The 13580-nt window shown below is 56.3% G+C and carries 14 protein-coding genes; 9 read left to right on the top strand and 5 right to left on the bottom strand.

Going from position 1 to position 13580, the window contains the following annotated elements; all coding sequences use genetic code 11:
* Window positions 1-107: 107 nt before the first annotated feature.
* Genes hisD through MWH02_RS22335 form a run of 6 tightly spaced genes read left to right on the top strand, consistent with a single transcriptional unit; the run spans window position 108 to window position 6054 of the window.
* Window positions 108-1427, top strand: a complete 1320-nt coding sequence (hisD, locus tag MWH02_RS22360) for a histidinol dehydrogenase (protein ID WP_271461488.1) — start codon at window positions 108-110, stop codon at window positions 1425-1427.
* A 10-nt stretch (window positions 1428-1437) separates the two neighbouring features.
* Window positions 1438-2199: an SDR family NAD(P)-dependent oxidoreductase gene (locus MWH02_RS22355; protein WP_137386760.1), complete on the top strand. Its 762-nt coding sequence runs from the start codon at window positions 1438-1440 to the stop codon at window positions 2197-2199.
* A gap of 10 nt (window positions 2200-2209) precedes the next feature.
* Window positions 2210-3391 (top strand): MFS transporter, encoded by a 1182-nt coding sequence (locus MWH02_RS22350; protein WP_158238591.1) that lies wholly within the window; start codon window positions 2210-2212, stop codon window positions 3389-3391.
* A 2-nt stretch (window positions 3392-3393) separates the two neighbouring features.
* Window positions 3394-4110 (top strand): alpha/beta fold hydrolase, encoded by a 717-nt coding sequence (locus tag MWH02_RS22345; RefSeq protein ID WP_192237032.1) that lies wholly within the window; start codon window positions 3394-3396, stop codon window positions 4108-4110.
* A complete protein-coding gene (locus MWH02_RS22340) occupies window positions 4092-4874 on the top strand; it encodes an HpcH/HpaI aldolase family protein (RefSeq protein ID WP_101760659.1) in 783 nt (260 codons plus the stop codon). Before MWH02_RS22345 ends, MWH02_RS22340 begins: the two co-directional genes overlap by 19 nt.
* A 10-nt stretch (window positions 4875-4884) precedes the next feature.
* A complete protein-coding gene (locus MWH02_RS22335) occupies window positions 4885-6054 on the top strand; it encodes a cupin domain-containing protein (RefSeq protein ID WP_271461487.1) in 1170 nt (389 codons plus the stop codon).
* Between the two features lie 45 nt (window positions 6055-6099).
* Here the strand turns inward: MWH02_RS22335 and MWH02_RS22330 are convergent, their stop codons facing one another.
* The 4 genes from MWH02_RS22330 to cpxP form a co-directional block, all read right to left on the bottom strand.
* On the bottom strand, window positions 6100-7089 hold the full coding sequence (locus MWH02_RS22330) for a sulfate ABC transporter substrate-binding protein (RefSeq protein WP_101760661.1): 990 nt from the start codon (window positions 7087-7089) through the stop codon (window positions 6100-6102).
* Between the two features lie 146 nt (window positions 7090-7235).
* Window positions 7236-8198 (bottom strand): 6-phosphofructokinase, encoded by a 963-nt coding sequence (gene pfkA, locus MWH02_RS22325; protein ID WP_101760662.1) that lies wholly within the window; start codon window positions 8196-8198, stop codon window positions 7236-7238.
* Between the two features lie 209 nt (window positions 8199-8407).
* Complete coding sequence (gene fieF, locus MWH02_RS22320; protein ID WP_110868197.1) at window positions 8408-9310, bottom strand: CDF family cation-efflux transporter FieF; 903 nt, start codon at window positions 9308-9310, stop codon at window positions 8408-8410.
* A gap of 202 nt (window positions 9311-9512) precedes the next feature.
* Window positions 9513-10025 carry a cell-envelope stress modulator CpxP gene (gene cpxP, locus MWH02_RS22315; protein WP_101760664.1) on the bottom strand — a complete coding sequence of 171 codons (513 nt, stop codon included), beginning with the start codon at window positions 10023-10025 and terminating at the stop codon, window positions 9513-9515.
* Window positions 10026-10174: 149 nt separating this feature from the next.
* On the opposite strand from cpxP, the gene cpxR reads away from it, so the two are divergent.
* Genes cpxR through trmL form a run of 3 tightly spaced genes read left to right on the top strand, consistent with a single transcriptional unit; the run spans window position 10175 to window position 12755 of the window.
* Window positions 10175-10873, top strand: coding sequence for an envelope stress response regulator transcription factor CpxR (gene cpxR, locus MWH02_RS22310; protein WP_007885339.1), 699 nt, complete (start codon window positions 10175-10177; stop codon window positions 10871-10873).
* Window positions 10870-12246 carry an envelope stress sensor histidine kinase CpxA gene (gene cpxA, locus MWH02_RS22305; protein WP_101760665.1) on the top strand — a complete coding sequence of 459 codons (1377 nt, stop codon included), beginning with the start codon at window positions 10870-10872 and terminating at the stop codon, window positions 12244-12246. The genes cpxR and cpxA overlap by 4 nt, the downstream gene beginning before the upstream one ends.
* A gap of 35 nt (window positions 12247-12281) precedes the next feature.
* Window positions 12282-12755 carry a tRNA (uridine(34)/cytosine(34)/5-carboxymethylaminomethyluridine(34)-2'-O)-methyltransferase TrmL gene (trmL, locus tag MWH02_RS22300; RefSeq protein ID WP_192237030.1) on the top strand — a complete coding sequence of 158 codons (474 nt, stop codon included), beginning with the start codon at window positions 12282-12284 and terminating at the stop codon, window positions 12753-12755.
* Here the strand turns inward: trmL and cysE are convergent.
* A complete protein-coding gene (gene cysE / locus MWH02_RS22295; protein ID WP_007885334.1) occupies window positions 12752-13567 on the bottom strand; it encodes a serine O-acetyltransferase in 816 nt (271 codons plus the stop codon). The two genes, trmL and cysE, sit on opposite strands and share 4 nt — an antisense overlap.
* Between the last annotated feature and the right edge of the window lie 13 nt (window positions 13568-13580).

Here is a 13580-nt window from a genome sequence, read left to right as displayed (position 1 = left end):
AAACTGCGCACATTCTCACTTTTCATTTTTTCCCCTTTCAGCCTCTTTACGCTCTTTGCATACGTATGCAAACCTGATTAACAGCAATCAATGATGAGGAAAAGAGCATGGCAATCTGGTTAAAACAGGCGGCAGCGAAAGCAGAACGCCAACAGCAGCAACAGCGCGTTCGCAGCGATGTGGAAGCAGTGCTGGCGCAAATTGAAGCGCGCGGCGATGACGCGGTGCGCGAACTCTCGATTAAGTTCGATGGCTTTGCCCGCGATGATTTCCGCTTAACGCCGCAGGAGATCAATGCCTGCCTGCAACAGCTGACCAAACAAGATATTCGCGACATCGAATTCGCTCAGGAGCAGGTGCATAACTTCTCTCAGGCGCAAAAAAATTGCCTGACCGATTTGGCGATTGAAACGCGTCCGGGCGTGATACTTGGCCATCGCAACATTCCCATCAGCAATGTCGGCTGTTACGTGCCGGGCGGCAAATACCCGCTGCTGGCTTCGGCGCATATGTCGATCATTACCGCCAAAGTCGCAGGCTGCGATCGCATCGTGAGCTGCGCCCCGCCGTTTCACGGTAAACCGGCTGCAGCCATTGTTGCGGCGCAGTCGATGGCCGGCGCCGACGAGATCTATGCGCTCGGCGGCATTCAGGCGGTGGGCGCCATGGCGATTGGTACTGAGCGGATTGCGCCGGTCGATATGTTAGTCGGGCCGGGCAACTCGTGGGTGGCCGAAGCCAAACGCCAGCTATTTGGCCGCGTTGGCATCGACCTGTTCGCTGGCCCGACCGAAACGCTGGTGATCGCCGATGACAGCGTTGACGGTGAACTCTGCGCAACCGATCTGCTCGGCCAGGCGGAACATGGCCCCACCTCACCCGCGATTCTGCTGACCTGCTCGCGCCAGCTGGCACAGGAGACCGAGCGCTATATCCACCAGCTGTTGCTGCAACTGCCTACCGCCGATGTGGCGCAACAAGCCTGGCACGATTATGGCGAAATCATTCTCTGTGCCGATCACGATGAGATGCTGGCAGAAGCCAACCGCATCGCTTCTGAACACGTGCAGGTGATGACCGATCGCGATGACTGGTATCACCAGAACATGCGCAATTACGGCGCGCTGTTTCTCGGGCCGCGTACCAATGTGGCTTATGGCGACAAGGTGATCGGCACCAACCATACGCTGCCCACGCTGGGTGCATCGCGTTATACCGGCGGCTTGTGGGTGGGCAAATTTATGAAAACCTGCACCTGGCAGCGCGTCACCAGCGATGCGGCTTCGGCAGAAATCGGCGCTTACTGCTCGCGCCTGGCGCTGCTGGAGGGCTTTGCCGGTCATGCCGAACAGGCCAACATTCGCGTGCGCCGCTACGGCCAGCAGGAAGTGGCCTACGCCGCACCCGCGCCGGTTACGGTGAAATAAGGAGGCGCGCATGGTTCCGACTACCCCTTTATTTCGCCTGGATGGACAGCGCGCGCTGGTGACCGGCGGCTCGCGCGGTATCGGTTTTGCCGCCGCTATCGCGCTGGCCGACGCCGGAGCGCAAGTGTGGATTGCCGCGCGCGACGCCGATCGCCTGGCGCACGCCGTGCAGCAGGCGGCGAGCGCCGGCCTGACATTGCATCCGCTGCCGCTCGACGTCTGCAACACGCGCGCGGTGCGCCAGACACTGCACGATTTGCCGAGCTTTCATGTGCTGGTCAACAGCGCCGGGTTGGCGCGCCATCAGCCGTTTAGCGAGGTCAGCGAAGCCAACTTTGATGCGGTGATGGACGTCAACCTGCGCGCCACGTTTTTCCTGTCGCAGCAGGTCGCAGCCGGTATGCAGGCCGCCAGACACGGCGGCAGCATTATCCATCTCTCTTCGCAGATGGCGCACGTCGGCGGCCCGCAGCGCAGCGTCTACTGCGCATCAAAAGCGGCGCTGGAAGGGCTGACGCGTGCCATGGCGCTGGAGCTGGGACGCGACGGCATTCGCATCAACACCTTGTGCCCCACCTTTATCGAAACCGAACTGTCGCAGGCCTCGCTGGCAGATGAAGCGTTTCGCCAGCAGACGCTGCGCCGCATTCAGATTGGTCGTCTTGGCACGCTGGAAGATGTGATGGGGCCGGTGGTGTTTCTGGCATCACCGGCCGCAGCGTTGATCACCGGCAGCGCGCTGAAGGTGGATGGCGGCTGGACGGCTTATTGAGGAACTCATTATGAAAGCGTTATTGCGTCGTGATGTGCTGCTATTTTTCATTATTAGCTTGCTGTTTTTTATCAGCATTCACGCCTTTGATCCGTTTCTCGCCCCCTACATCATGTCGCTGAATGTCGAGGCGCGCGTGATGGGAATCATCATCGGTGCGACCGGATTGGCCTCGATGCTGCTGCGTTTTCCGACCGGCATTCTGTCGGACCGCTTTCGCCGCCGCAAACGCATTATCCAGATTGGCTTGTTGTTTACGCTTATCGCCTGGCCGGTGGTTTACCTTTGGCCGACACCGGAAACACTGTTTATCGCCAAGCTCGCCGATGGCGTCACCAGCGCGACGTGGGTGGTGTATAACGTGATGTTCGTGGCTTACTTCCCGCCGCTGGAAGCCGCCGCCGCGATCGCCATGCTGAGCGTCACCTCGCCGGTAGGCACTTTTATCGGGATTTCGGTGGCAGGATTTATTGCCCGTCATTTCGGTGCCGAATCGAGCTTTTTGGTGGCGTCCGCTGCCGCGCTGCTGGCTTTTTTGCTGACGTTCTTTATCCGTGAAAAACGCCCGGAAGCGATGCCCACGGCGCAACGTCTCTCTGCGGTTCGCACTCAGCTGCGTGATCCTTCGGTGTGGTATCTCGGCGGACTCTGTGCACTGGTGATGATGGTGCCATTTGCCACGCGCGACACGCTGACGCCGCTACTGGCAGAAGGCTTTGGCATGGCGGCCGCTTCGCTGGCGACGCTAAGCGGCATCCATCTGTTCTTCTATGCGCTGGCCACCGCGCTGTGCGCGCCCTTCTTCTATCGCCTGCTGGGCTTACGCAACACCGCGATTATCGGCGGCGTGCTGCAAGGGGCCGTAGCGATAGCCATGCCTTACGCGCCCAATATCTGGCTGCTGTATGGCTTGCAGGCGCTGGCGGGCTGTGCCTTCGGCATGATCTCCACCGTGCTGAATTCGCTGATCGTCACCCGCACGCCCGCCTGGCAGCAATCCACTCGCGTTGGGCTATATCAAAGCATCTACTCCGCTGGGATTTTCTTTGGCCCGGTGCTGGTCGGCTACATCAAATATTACTTCGCGATGCAGCAGGGCTTTATGGTTATTGGCATTATTTCATTGCTGTCGCTGCTGCTGGTGCGCCATGTGATGCGGATGGTGAATGCCCGTCCTGTGGCGGAGGGCTAACCATGCAACTGCCTTTGGTGTTACTGGGCGGTACCTTGTGCGACGGCGCGTTATGGCAACCGCTTTGCCGCCATCTACCGCAGCAGCCGATGATCATTCCCGAGATGAGCGGTGCTGACAGCGCCGAACAGCTCGCGGCGCAGCTGCTGACTGACTTGCCTGCTCGCTTTTTACTGGTGGGATTCTCGCTGGGTGCGCTGGTGGCGCTGGAGATGCAGGCGCAAGCCGCGCAACGTATCGCGGGCCTCGCGCTGCTGGCGGTGAATCCGTTGGCGGATGCGCCGGTCAACGCTGCGGGACGTATTGCCTTGCTTGATCGAGCTGCGAAAAACGGTATGCGATCGGTGATTGAGCAACTCTGGCCGCGCTATGTGCATGCATCGCGGCTGGCGGATCGCGAGCTGCTTGGCGCGCTGGTGACGATGGCAGAACGCAGCAGCGTTGAGCGCTTTCGTCAACAAACCGCCATCGCCCTACAACGTCGCGATTTACGGCATACCTTACCGGCGCTGCAGGCACCGCTGTTGATCCTCAACGGCGACAGCGACGCCATCTGCACCCCCGAACACCATCACCTGCTTGTCAAAGCGGCTCCCGCCGCACGCCACATCACGCTTGAGCAGTGCGGACACTTTCTGCTGCTGGAGCAGCCGCAAGCCTGTGCCCGCGCGCTGCAAACCTGGATTAAGAGGAGTGAATTATGCGTATCAACCCTTTAAAACAACGCCGTGAACCGATTATTAACGGCTGGCTGGCGATCCCCAGCAGCTACAGCGCCGAGATTGCCGGACATCAGGGCTTTGATGCCGTCACCGTTGACCTGCAACATGGCCTGATCGATTTCGCCGCCGCACTCAGCATGTTGCAGGCGCTATCCTCCACACCCGCGACGCCGCTGGTGCGCGTCTCGCACAACGAGCCGGCGCAGATTATGCGCATGCTGGATGCCGGCGCCTACGGCATTATCTGCCCGATGATCAACGATGCCGCCGAAGCGCAGCAGTTTGTCGATGCCTGCCGCTATGCGCCGCAAGGTTCGCGCTCGTTTGGTCCAGCGCGTGCGCTGCTGTATGGCGGCAAAGATTATCCGCAGCATGCTAACCAGCAAATTCTGACGCTGGCGATGATTGAAACACGCGCGGGGTTGGCCAATCTTGATGCCATTCTCGACGTCGAGGGATTGGACGGCGTGTTTATCGGCCCCAACGATCTGTCTCTTACGCTCACCGGCCAGGCCAGCGCCGAATCGCAGCATCCTGAGATGTTAAATGCCATTGAACGGGTGCTGAGCCGCACCCGCGCCGGCCACAAACTGGCCGGTATTTTTTGTACCAGCGGAGAAGCCGCCGCACAGCGCATCGCACAGGGCTTTCAGTTGGTGACCCCCGCCAATGATGTGATGCAGCTAACGCATGCCGCACGCCACGCTGTCGCCACCGCGCGCGGTGAGGCGTTGCCTGTTCGTTCTGGTTCGGGTTATTGAGGAGAAGAAGATGAAACAGCAAACATTGTCCGCTACAGCAGCACGTGCGCGCCTGATCGCGCCGCAAGATATGGTGTCGTGCAATCTGGCGTTTATCGACTGCAAACTGCCGGGTTCGCATCTCAAGCAGAATTACTCGTTTATCGGGCCGGGCGTGACGCAGTCGTCTGAGCAGGTGATCAATATTCCTGAAGCGCACGGTTTTAATATTGGCGCGGCGGCGATGCCAAAAGGCGTGACCAATAATCTGCATCTGCATTTCACTGCCGAAGTCTTCCTGATCCATGAAGGCCGCTGGCGTTTCCGCTGGGGGAATAAAGGCGAAGAGTCGCTGGAGCTCGACGCTCCGGCGATTGTCAGCCTGCCCACCTGGATTTTCCGTGGCTTCACCAATGTGTCGGCTACCGATACCGATGGCTGGGTATTTACCGTGCTGGGCGGCGATAACACCGGCGGCATTATCTGGCATCCCGATGTGATGTCGGCGGCGGCGGAATATGGACTCTATCTCAGCCCCAATAACATGCTGATCGATACCTCAACCGGCGCGGCGATCCCGCCGGTTGCAGAGCGTATGCCGCCGCTGCCCGAGGCGGAGATGGCGCAGTTACAGCATTTTACGCCCGCGCAGATGGCGCAGTTTGCCGTCACCGGTGAGCAGCGCGCCTGGAGCGATCACGCGCTACTGGATGCCATGTTGCCAGGTCACGGTGCGCGTATGGCACCCGTTATCGGCTATGGCATCAATCAGGATCGTCAGGTCGCTCCGCCCATCAACACACCACACGGCTTCTCAGTAGAGTGGCTGGCTTTGCCAAAAGCGGGCGAGATGGGTACGCACCGCTGCGCACAGGTGCAAGTACTCATGGTGTTTAAGGGCACGCTTACTGTGACCTTCAATCGTGATGGTGAAGAAGTGACGATGACCGCGCCGGAGCGTTCGGTGATTTCCGTGCCGGCAGGCAGCTGGCGTCGCTATCAGGCATCCGATCATGCGTGTGAAGTGGTGATTACCACTGCGGGTGACGGACGGAAAAAACTGGAATGGGATAAAGCGATTGTCGATGCCGCTGCTGCGTTAGGTTGGGGGCTGGATCCAGATGGCTATCTGGTACGTCAGGCATTGTTGCCGCTGGTGGCCCAGCGTGCCGGTCGGCGGTTGGCGACGCAAGAGGCGTAATCGTATGTAAAAAGGTCGCCATAAATGGCGACCTGACGATGTACGTTATGGCTTCATCACCTGGTCGTAGCTGCCGCCATCGGCGAAGTGGGTTTTCTGGGCTTGCGTCCAGCCACCAAACTTGTTGTCGATAGTGAACAGTTTTACCGGGGCGAATTTATTGGCAAATTTCTCCGCAACGGCTTTATCACGTGGACGATAGAAATTTTCCGCCGCGATAGTCTGACCTTCCGGCGAGTAGAGATACTTGAGGTAATCTTCGGCTACTTTGCGGGTGCCCTGCTCGTCGACCACTTTATCCACTACCGAAACCGTTGGCTCCGCCAGAATCGATTCGCTTGGGGTGACGATCTCAAACTTGTCTTTACCCAGCTTATTTACCGCCAGATAGGCTTCGTTTTCCCACGCTATCAGCACATCGCCAATGCCGCGTTCCACGAAGGTGTTAGTGGCACCACGTGCGCCGGAATCCTGCACTTCTACGTTCTTAAACAGCGATTTCACGTAAGCCAGCGCTTTGGCTTGATCGCCGTTGTTCTGATCCAGCGCCCAGCCCCATGCAGCCAGATAATTCCAGCGTGCGCCGCCTGACGTTTTCGGGTTTGGCGTGATGACGGAAACGCCCGGTTTGATCAGATCTGGCCAATCATGAATGCCTTTCGGGTTGCCTTTGCGCACCAGGAACACGATGGTTGAGGTGTAGGGTGCGGAGTTGTCCGGTAGGCGTTTAATCCAGTCTTTATTGATACGACCACGGTCAGCAATAGCATCGACATCAGATTGCAGCGCCAGCGTAACCACATCAGCACGGATGCCATTGATCACTGAGGTTGCTTGTTTACCTGAACCGCCGTGCGACTGGCGAATCACCACATTGTCGCCGGTTTCCTGCTTGTAATGCGCGCTAAACGCTTTGTTATACTGCTCGTACAGCTCACGGGTTGGATCGTAAGAGACGTTTAACAACTGAATATCCTTTGCCAGAACACTGGTTGAAGCCAGTAACAGGGTGACACCAATACTCCACTTATTCATTGCTTGCTCTCCCGAGGTCGTTATAGAACAAGACTGACACAAACTTATCCACGGATTAAAGAATTAAAAATAAGCTGTTATAACCGCACGGAATATGAGTAGGCATAAAAAAGGCGCGAATCGCGTCGCGCCTTGATGCTGAATAATCAGTAGAGTTTTTTCGCGGTATCCAGCCAGTCGCGTTTGAATGGACGCTTCATATTTTCAATCGCATCGATGATGTCGTGATGCACCATCTTTTCGTTCTGAATACCGACGCAGCGTCCGCCGTAGCCTTGTAGCAGCAGCTCGATGGAGTAGGAACCCATGCGCGAGGCCAGAATGCGGTCATAGGCACAAGGTGCGCCGCCACGCTGAATGTGACCGAGAACGGTAGCGCGGGTTTCGCGTTTAGTTTCAGCTTCGATGAAGTGCGCCAGATCGTCGATATCGCAGATGTGCTCGGTGATCGCCACGATGGCGTGCTTTTTACCTTTGGCAATGCCGGCTTTGATTTCAGCAACCAGCTCTTCGCGGGTATACGGGATTTCAGGTAGCACGATGAACTCGCAACCACCGGCAATCGCTGCCGCCAGGGTTAAATCGCCACAGTAACGGCCCATCACTTCCACGATGGAGATACGCTGGTGGGAAGATGAGGTGTCACGCAGGCGGTCAATCGCTTCAACCACGGTTTCCAGCGCAGTGAAGTAACCGATGGTGTAATCAGTACCTGCTACGTCGTTATCAATGGTGCCAGGCAGGCCAATGCACGGGAAGCCCATTTCAGTCAGGCGCTTGGCACCCATGTAGGAACCATCACCGCCGATAACCACCAGCGCATCAATACCACGCTTTTTCATGTTATCAATCGCGGTCTGGCGCACTTCATCGTTGCGGAACTCTGGGAAGCGTGCAGAACCGAGGAAGGTGCCGCCGCGGTTGATCATGTCTGACACGCTGTAGCGGTCAAGGTTGATCATGCGGTCTTCGTACAATCCCAGATAGCCGTCGTAAATACCAAAAACTTCCAGTCCTTCACTCAGCGCGGAACGTACAACTCCGCGAATGGCTGCGTTCATGCCTGGGGCGTCGCCGCCGCTGGTCAGTACTCCGATTTTTTTGATCATGACAACCTCTGGATTGTTCAAAAACTAAGGATTATTCCTGCCATGTGTCCGGCGTGGACCAGCTCGCGATCGCATGGCTTAATAGTTGCAAAATAGTATATCAAACGCTTGATGCTGAATTGATTCAGGTCAGACAAGTTTTCGCTAATTTTTTACAGAGTTGTTAGCGTTACGTCACTTTTTTTGTGTAATTGCATGATTTTAAATCGCTAACCTTGAAAAAATCCATGTTGATTGCTCGGCACAACAGAACAGGGATCTTGATGGATGATGACGTCTGAGCCGGGAAACCTCTTGAGTAACGCCTGCTCAATTTGATCGGCCACCTGATGGGCCTGCACCAGCGGCAGCTGATCTTCCATCTCCAGATGCAGCTGGATAAAACGCGTGGGGCCCGATTGTCGCGTGCGTAATGCATGCGCGCCGCGTACGCCCGGCCAGTTGGTCACCACGTTGATAATCTCCTGCGTTTCATGCTCGGGCAAAACGCGATCCAACAGCGCCTGTACCGCGTCATAACCCATCCGCAACGCGTTATAGAGAATGTAAACGCCGATGCCGAGCGCGAACAAAGCATCCGCCCGTACAAAACCATAGCTGCTCAAACCGAGGGCGACCAATATTGCGCCGTTCATCACCACGTCAGATTGATAGTGCAGCATGTCTGCGCGAATCGCCTGGCTGCGCGTGCGTCGCACCACCCAGCGCTGGAAGGCAACCAACGTCAGGGTTGAAAACAGCGCAATTACCGTCACCACAATGCCCACCAGCGGCGCATGTAAGGTTTCGGGCGAGGCCAGATGCTGAATGCCGGTGAGAAACAGAAACAGCGCCGAGCCGGAGATAAACATGCTTTGCGCCAGCGCGGCCAGAGATTCGGCTTTACCGTGGCCGAAGGTGTGATCGTCATCGGCCGGCTGCAGTGAATAGCGCACCACCAGCAAATTGGTGAGTGAAGCGGCGATATCCACCAACGAATCCACTAACGCCGCCAACATACTGACTGAACCGGTATGCCACCATGCGAAAATTTTTACGATTAACAGCAATGTCGCCAGCGTAGTTGCCGCCAGCGCCGCCCGATTAACTAACTTTGCATAGGAAGAATCCATGCTATGCCTCGTCGGATCGCACGCTTCATAGGTGCGGCCTTTAGGTCTCAAGATGGCTAAAGTTTATCATCGGCATAAGTGTGCTGCGTGATTGAATTTTAAGGCAATGATGTTAGAGAGAAATGACAGGCAAAAAAAACCCCCGCATCATGCGGGGGAAGACAGGGATGGTGTCTATGGCAAGGAAAACAGGGATACTATGTTACTGGTTACTGCTGGTACTACTCACTGCTTGCAGCGGTGATGATGGCTGCAATCCTGAGAGCCGACGAACTTCAGCTAATCGTCGCTCATAATTTTTCTGCAATGTCGCTTGCTGTGCAGGCGTTAGCAGGTGGTACATCTGATTACGAACCCGAGCCATCTCGACTTGCTGTTCTACCGCTGCGCGGGCTTGTTTCTCTGCCTGCTGTCGGATAGCCGATTCGTTAAATTTGTCTGCAATGACAAGGTCATGCATAGTTTCTATATCTTGAACGCTGATGGTTGGGCGTTCGTGTCGCGCTTGCTGCATCAGGTCTCGCATCTGTTGCCGCTGTTGTTCAGTCAGCTCAATGCCATCGAACATGTAGCTTTGCGGATTTTGCGTCATACTGCCTGTCGTCAATCCGCTGTTCGGATGCATCTCGTCAATCGTCGTCGTGTCTGCTGCTTCGGCGCTGGCGTGACTGAGAACCATCGCTGAGGCAATGACGACGGCGGTTAAGTAGCGCATCGTTAACTCCCAGTTCGTTCCGTTTTGCGATTCAACGAGAGCCAGTGTACGGCGGTGGCTGCAAACATCCGTCAGGGGGTGTAAAAGTACGTAAAGCGTTGGATTGCAAGTCAAGGAACACGGTATTTTGCCTGCGGAGGGCAATAAAAATGAATAAAATCCTGTTGGTTGATGACGACCGCGAATTAACTTCGCTGCTTAAAGAACTGCTTGAGATGGAAGGTTTTGAAGTCATTGTGGCAAGCGATGGTGAGCAGGCGCTTAACCTGCTAGACAACACCGTGGACTTGCTATTGCTTGATGTGATGATGCCGAAGAAGAACGGTATCGACACTTTGAAAGAACTACGCCAACAGCACCAAACTCCGGTCATTATGCTGACTGCACGTGGCAGCGAACTGGACCGCGTTCTGGGCCTTGAACTGGGCGCAGATGACTATCTGCCTAAACCGTTTAACGACCGTGAACTGGTAGCGCGTATTCGTGCCATCCTGCGTCGTTCAAACTGGAGCGAGCAGCAACAGCAGCACGATAACAGCTCACCAACGCTGGAAGTCGACTGCCTGCGCCTGAATCCGGGTCGTCAGGAAGCCAGCTTCGACAGCGAAACTTTGGACCTCACCGGCACCGAGTTCACCCTGCTCTATTTGCTGGCACAGCATCTGGGTCAGGTGGTATCGCGTGAGCACCTTAGTCAGGAAGTGTTGGGCAAACGTCTGACACCGTTTGACCGCGCTATCGATATGCACATTTCTAACCTGCGTCGTAAATTGCCGGAACGTCGTGATGGTCATCCGTGGTTTAAAACCCTACGCGGACGCGGCTATCTGATGGTTTCGGCATCATGATTGGAAGTTTAACCACCCGCATCTTCGCCATCTTCTGGCTCACGCTAGCGTTGGTGTTGATGCTGGTTCTCATGGTGCCTAAACTCGATTCGCGCCAGATGACCGCGTTACTGGAAAGCGAGCAGCGTCAGGGCACCATGATTGAACAGCACGTTGAAGCGGAGCTGTCTCAAGATCCGCCGAACGACTTAATGTGGTGGCGTCGCCTGTTCCGCTCCATCGACAAATGGGCGCCGCCCGGCCAGCGTTTATTATTAGTGACCAGCGAAGGCCGGGTGATTGGCGCGCAGCACAATGAAATGCAGATCATCCGCAACTTTATTGGGCAGTCGGATAACGCCGACCACCCACAAAAGAAAAAGTATGGTCGCGTGGAGATGGTTGGACCTTTCGCGGTCCGCGATGGCGAAGACAACTATCAGCTCTACCTGATTCGTCCTGCCACCAGCTCGCAGCTCGATTTCGTTAATCTGCTGTTTGACCGCCCGCTACTGCTGCTGATTGTCACGATGCTGATCAGCTCGCCGCTGCTGCTGTGGCTGGCGTGGAGCCTGGCGCGCCCCGCGCGCAAACTTAAATATGCGGCGGATGAAGTGGCAAGCGGCAATTTGCGCCAGCATCCGGAACTGGAATCGGGGCCGCAAGAGTTTCTGGCTGCGGGTTCCAGTTTCAACCAAATGGTGAGCGCGCTCGAACGCATGATGACGGCGCAACAGCGTCTGCTATCCGATATCAGCCATGAATTGCGTACGCCGTTAACTCGCTTGCAGCTGGCAACCGCGCTCCTGCGTCGCCGTAACGGTGAAGGCAAAGAGCTGCAGCGCATTGAAACGGAAGCGCAGCGTCTGGATGGCATGATTAACGATCTGCTGGTGCTGTCGCGAACGCAGCACAATAACGCGCTGGTTAGCGAAGCGATGAAGGCCAATCAGCTTTGGAATGGCGTGCTGGAAGATGCCAAATTTGAAGCCGAGCAGATGGGCAAACTGATGGAAGTGCCCTATCCGCCTGGCCCGTGGCCGCTGTACGGTAATCCCCATGCGTTGGAGAGTGCGCTGGAAAATATCGTGCGTAATGCGCTGCGCTATTCGAATTCGCACATCAGCGTCAGCTTCTCGGTAGATATTGCGGGCATCACCATTCATGTCGATGATGATGGTCCAGGAGTCAGCCCAGAAGATCGCGAGCAGATTTTCCGTCCGTTCTACCGCACCGATGAGGCGCGCGATCGTGAGTCAGGCGGCACCGGATTAGGCCTGGCGATTGTCGAAACCGCCATCCAGCAGCATCGCGGCTGGGTTAAAGCGGATGACAGCCCGCTCGGCGGTTTACGCCTCACGCTGTGGCTGCCGCTGTACTCCGCCCGTCAATAATTTGTTATGCTTCGGCCCTCGTTTCTGGGGGCCTTATGCTAAACATTGTCTTATTCGAACCTGAAATTCCGCCAAATACCGGCAACATCATTCGCTTGTGCGCAAATACCGGTTTCCAGTTACACCTGATTGAACCGCTGGGCTTTGCCTGGGATGACAAGCGCCTGCGCCGCGCCGGGCTGGATTACCACGAATATACCGCCTTGAAAAAACACGCCAATTACGCAGAATTTCTGGCAACAGAAACGCCACAGCGCATGTTCGCCCTCACCACCAAAGGAACGCCGGCGCACAGCGCGGTGAGATATCAGAAGGGTGATTATTTGGTGTTTGGTCCGGAGAGTCGCGGTTTACCCGCAGAAATTCTCAACGCGCTACCCGCTGAGCAGAAAATCCGCATTCCGATGATGGCGGAGAGCCGCAGCATGAACCTGTCTAATGCAGTATCAGTGGTGGTGTATGAAGCGTGGCGCCAACTCGATTATGCTGGCGCACTGATCAAAGGTTAGATGCCGTCGCCGTACTCAAAGCCTGCGCCGTTGAAGTGCTGATCCATATCCATCGAGGGTTTATCGCTGGTCGGTTTACCGACAATGCGCGCTGGTACGCCGGCCGCCGTGGTATGCGGCGGTACAGGCTGCAGGACAACCGAACCGGCTCCGATTTTTGCGCCGCGCCCCACTTCAATGTTGCCCAGAATCTTGGCGCCGGCGCCAATCATCACACCTTCACGGATCTTCGGATGGCGATCGCCGCTGGTTTTACCGGTACCGCCGAGCGTCACCGATTGCAGAATAGAAACATCATTTTCAATGATTGCCGTTTCGCCGATGACAATGCCGGTGGCATGGTCAAGCATGATGCCGCGACCAATGCGCGCCGCCGGGTGAATATCCACGGCAAATGAGACGGAGATTTCGTTCTGCAGATAGACAGCCAGCGCGCGGCGGCCCTCTTTCCACAGCCAATGGCCGATGCGATAAGCCTGCAAGGCGTGGAAACCTTTGAGGTAAAGCAGCGGCGTAGAGTATTTATCAACGGCGGGATCGCGCTGGCGTACAGCCTGAATATCGTAGGCCGCAGAGACAATCATCTCTGGGTCTTCACGATAGGCTTCTTCCACGATTTCGCGAATAGCGATAGCGGGCATGATCGGGTTCGCCAGCTTGTTAGCGAGCATGTAGCTGAGCGCGCTGCCGAGGTTTTCGTGTTTGAGCAGTGTCGCATGGTAAAAGCTGGCCAGCATCGGTTCACAGTCGGCCAGGGCTCTGGCTTCGGCTTTGATATGGTTCCAGACCAGTTCTAACTCTTCAGACGACATTGCTGTTTGCTCC

Origin of the sequence: Pantoea leporis (genome assembly GCF_028048155.1) — a bacterium.
In the GTDB taxonomy this organism is placed as follows: Bacteria; Pseudomonadota; Gammaproteobacteria; order Enterobacterales; family Enterobacteriaceae; genus Pantoea; species Pantoea leporis.
This window is presented reverse-complemented; position numbering and strand designations above follow the sequence as displayed.

Coding starts and splice junctions, on each gene's coding strand:
- trmL (WP_192237030.1), top strand. CDS start 12,282: ATGCTAAACATTGTCTTATTCGAACCTGAAATTCCGCCAAATACCGGC.
- fieF (WP_110868197.1), bottom strand. CDS start 9,310: ATGGATTCTTCCTATGCAAAGTTAGTTAATCGGGCGGCGCTGGCGGCA.
- MWH02_RS22355 (WP_137386760.1), top strand. CDS start 1,438: ATGGTTCCGACTACCCCTTTATTTCGCCTGGATGGACAGCGCGCGCTG.
- pfkA (WP_101760662.1), bottom strand. CDS start 8,198: ATGATCAAAAAAATCGGAGTACTGACCAGCGGCGGCGACGCCCCAGGC.
- cpxA (WP_101760665.1), top strand. CDS start 10,870: ATGATTGGAAGTTTAACCACCCGCATCTTCGCCATCTTCTGGCTCACG.
- MWH02_RS22345 (WP_192237032.1), top strand. CDS start 3,394: ATGCAACTGCCTTTGGTGTTACTGGGCGGTACCTTGTGCGACGGCGCG.
- MWH02_RS22335 (WP_271461487.1), top strand. CDS start 4,885: ATGAAACAGCAAACATTGTCCGCTACAGCAGCACGTGCGCGCCTGATC.
- hisD (WP_271461488.1), top strand. CDS start 108: ATGGCAATCTGGTTAAAACAGGCGGCAGCGAAAGCAGAACGCCAACAG.
- cysE (WP_007885334.1), bottom strand. CDS start 13,567: ATGTCGTCTGAAGAGTTAGAACTGGTCTGGAACCATATCAAAGCCGAA.
- MWH02_RS22350 (WP_158238591.1), top strand. CDS start 2,210: ATGAAAGCGTTATTGCGTCGTGATGTGCTGCTATTTTTCATTATTAGC.
- cpxR (WP_007885339.1), top strand. CDS start 10,175: ATGAATAAAATCCTGTTGGTTGATGACGACCGCGAATTAACTTCGCTG.
- MWH02_RS22330 (WP_101760661.1), bottom strand. CDS start 7,089: ATGAATAAGTGGAGTATTGGTGTCACCCTGTTACTGGCTTCAACCAGT.
- MWH02_RS22340 (WP_101760659.1), top strand. CDS start 4,092: ATGCGTATCAACCCTTTAAAACAACGCCGTGAACCGATTATTAACGGC.
- cpxP (WP_101760664.1), bottom strand. CDS start 10,025: ATGCGCTACTTAACCGCCGTCGTCATTGCCTCAGCGATGGTTCTCAGT.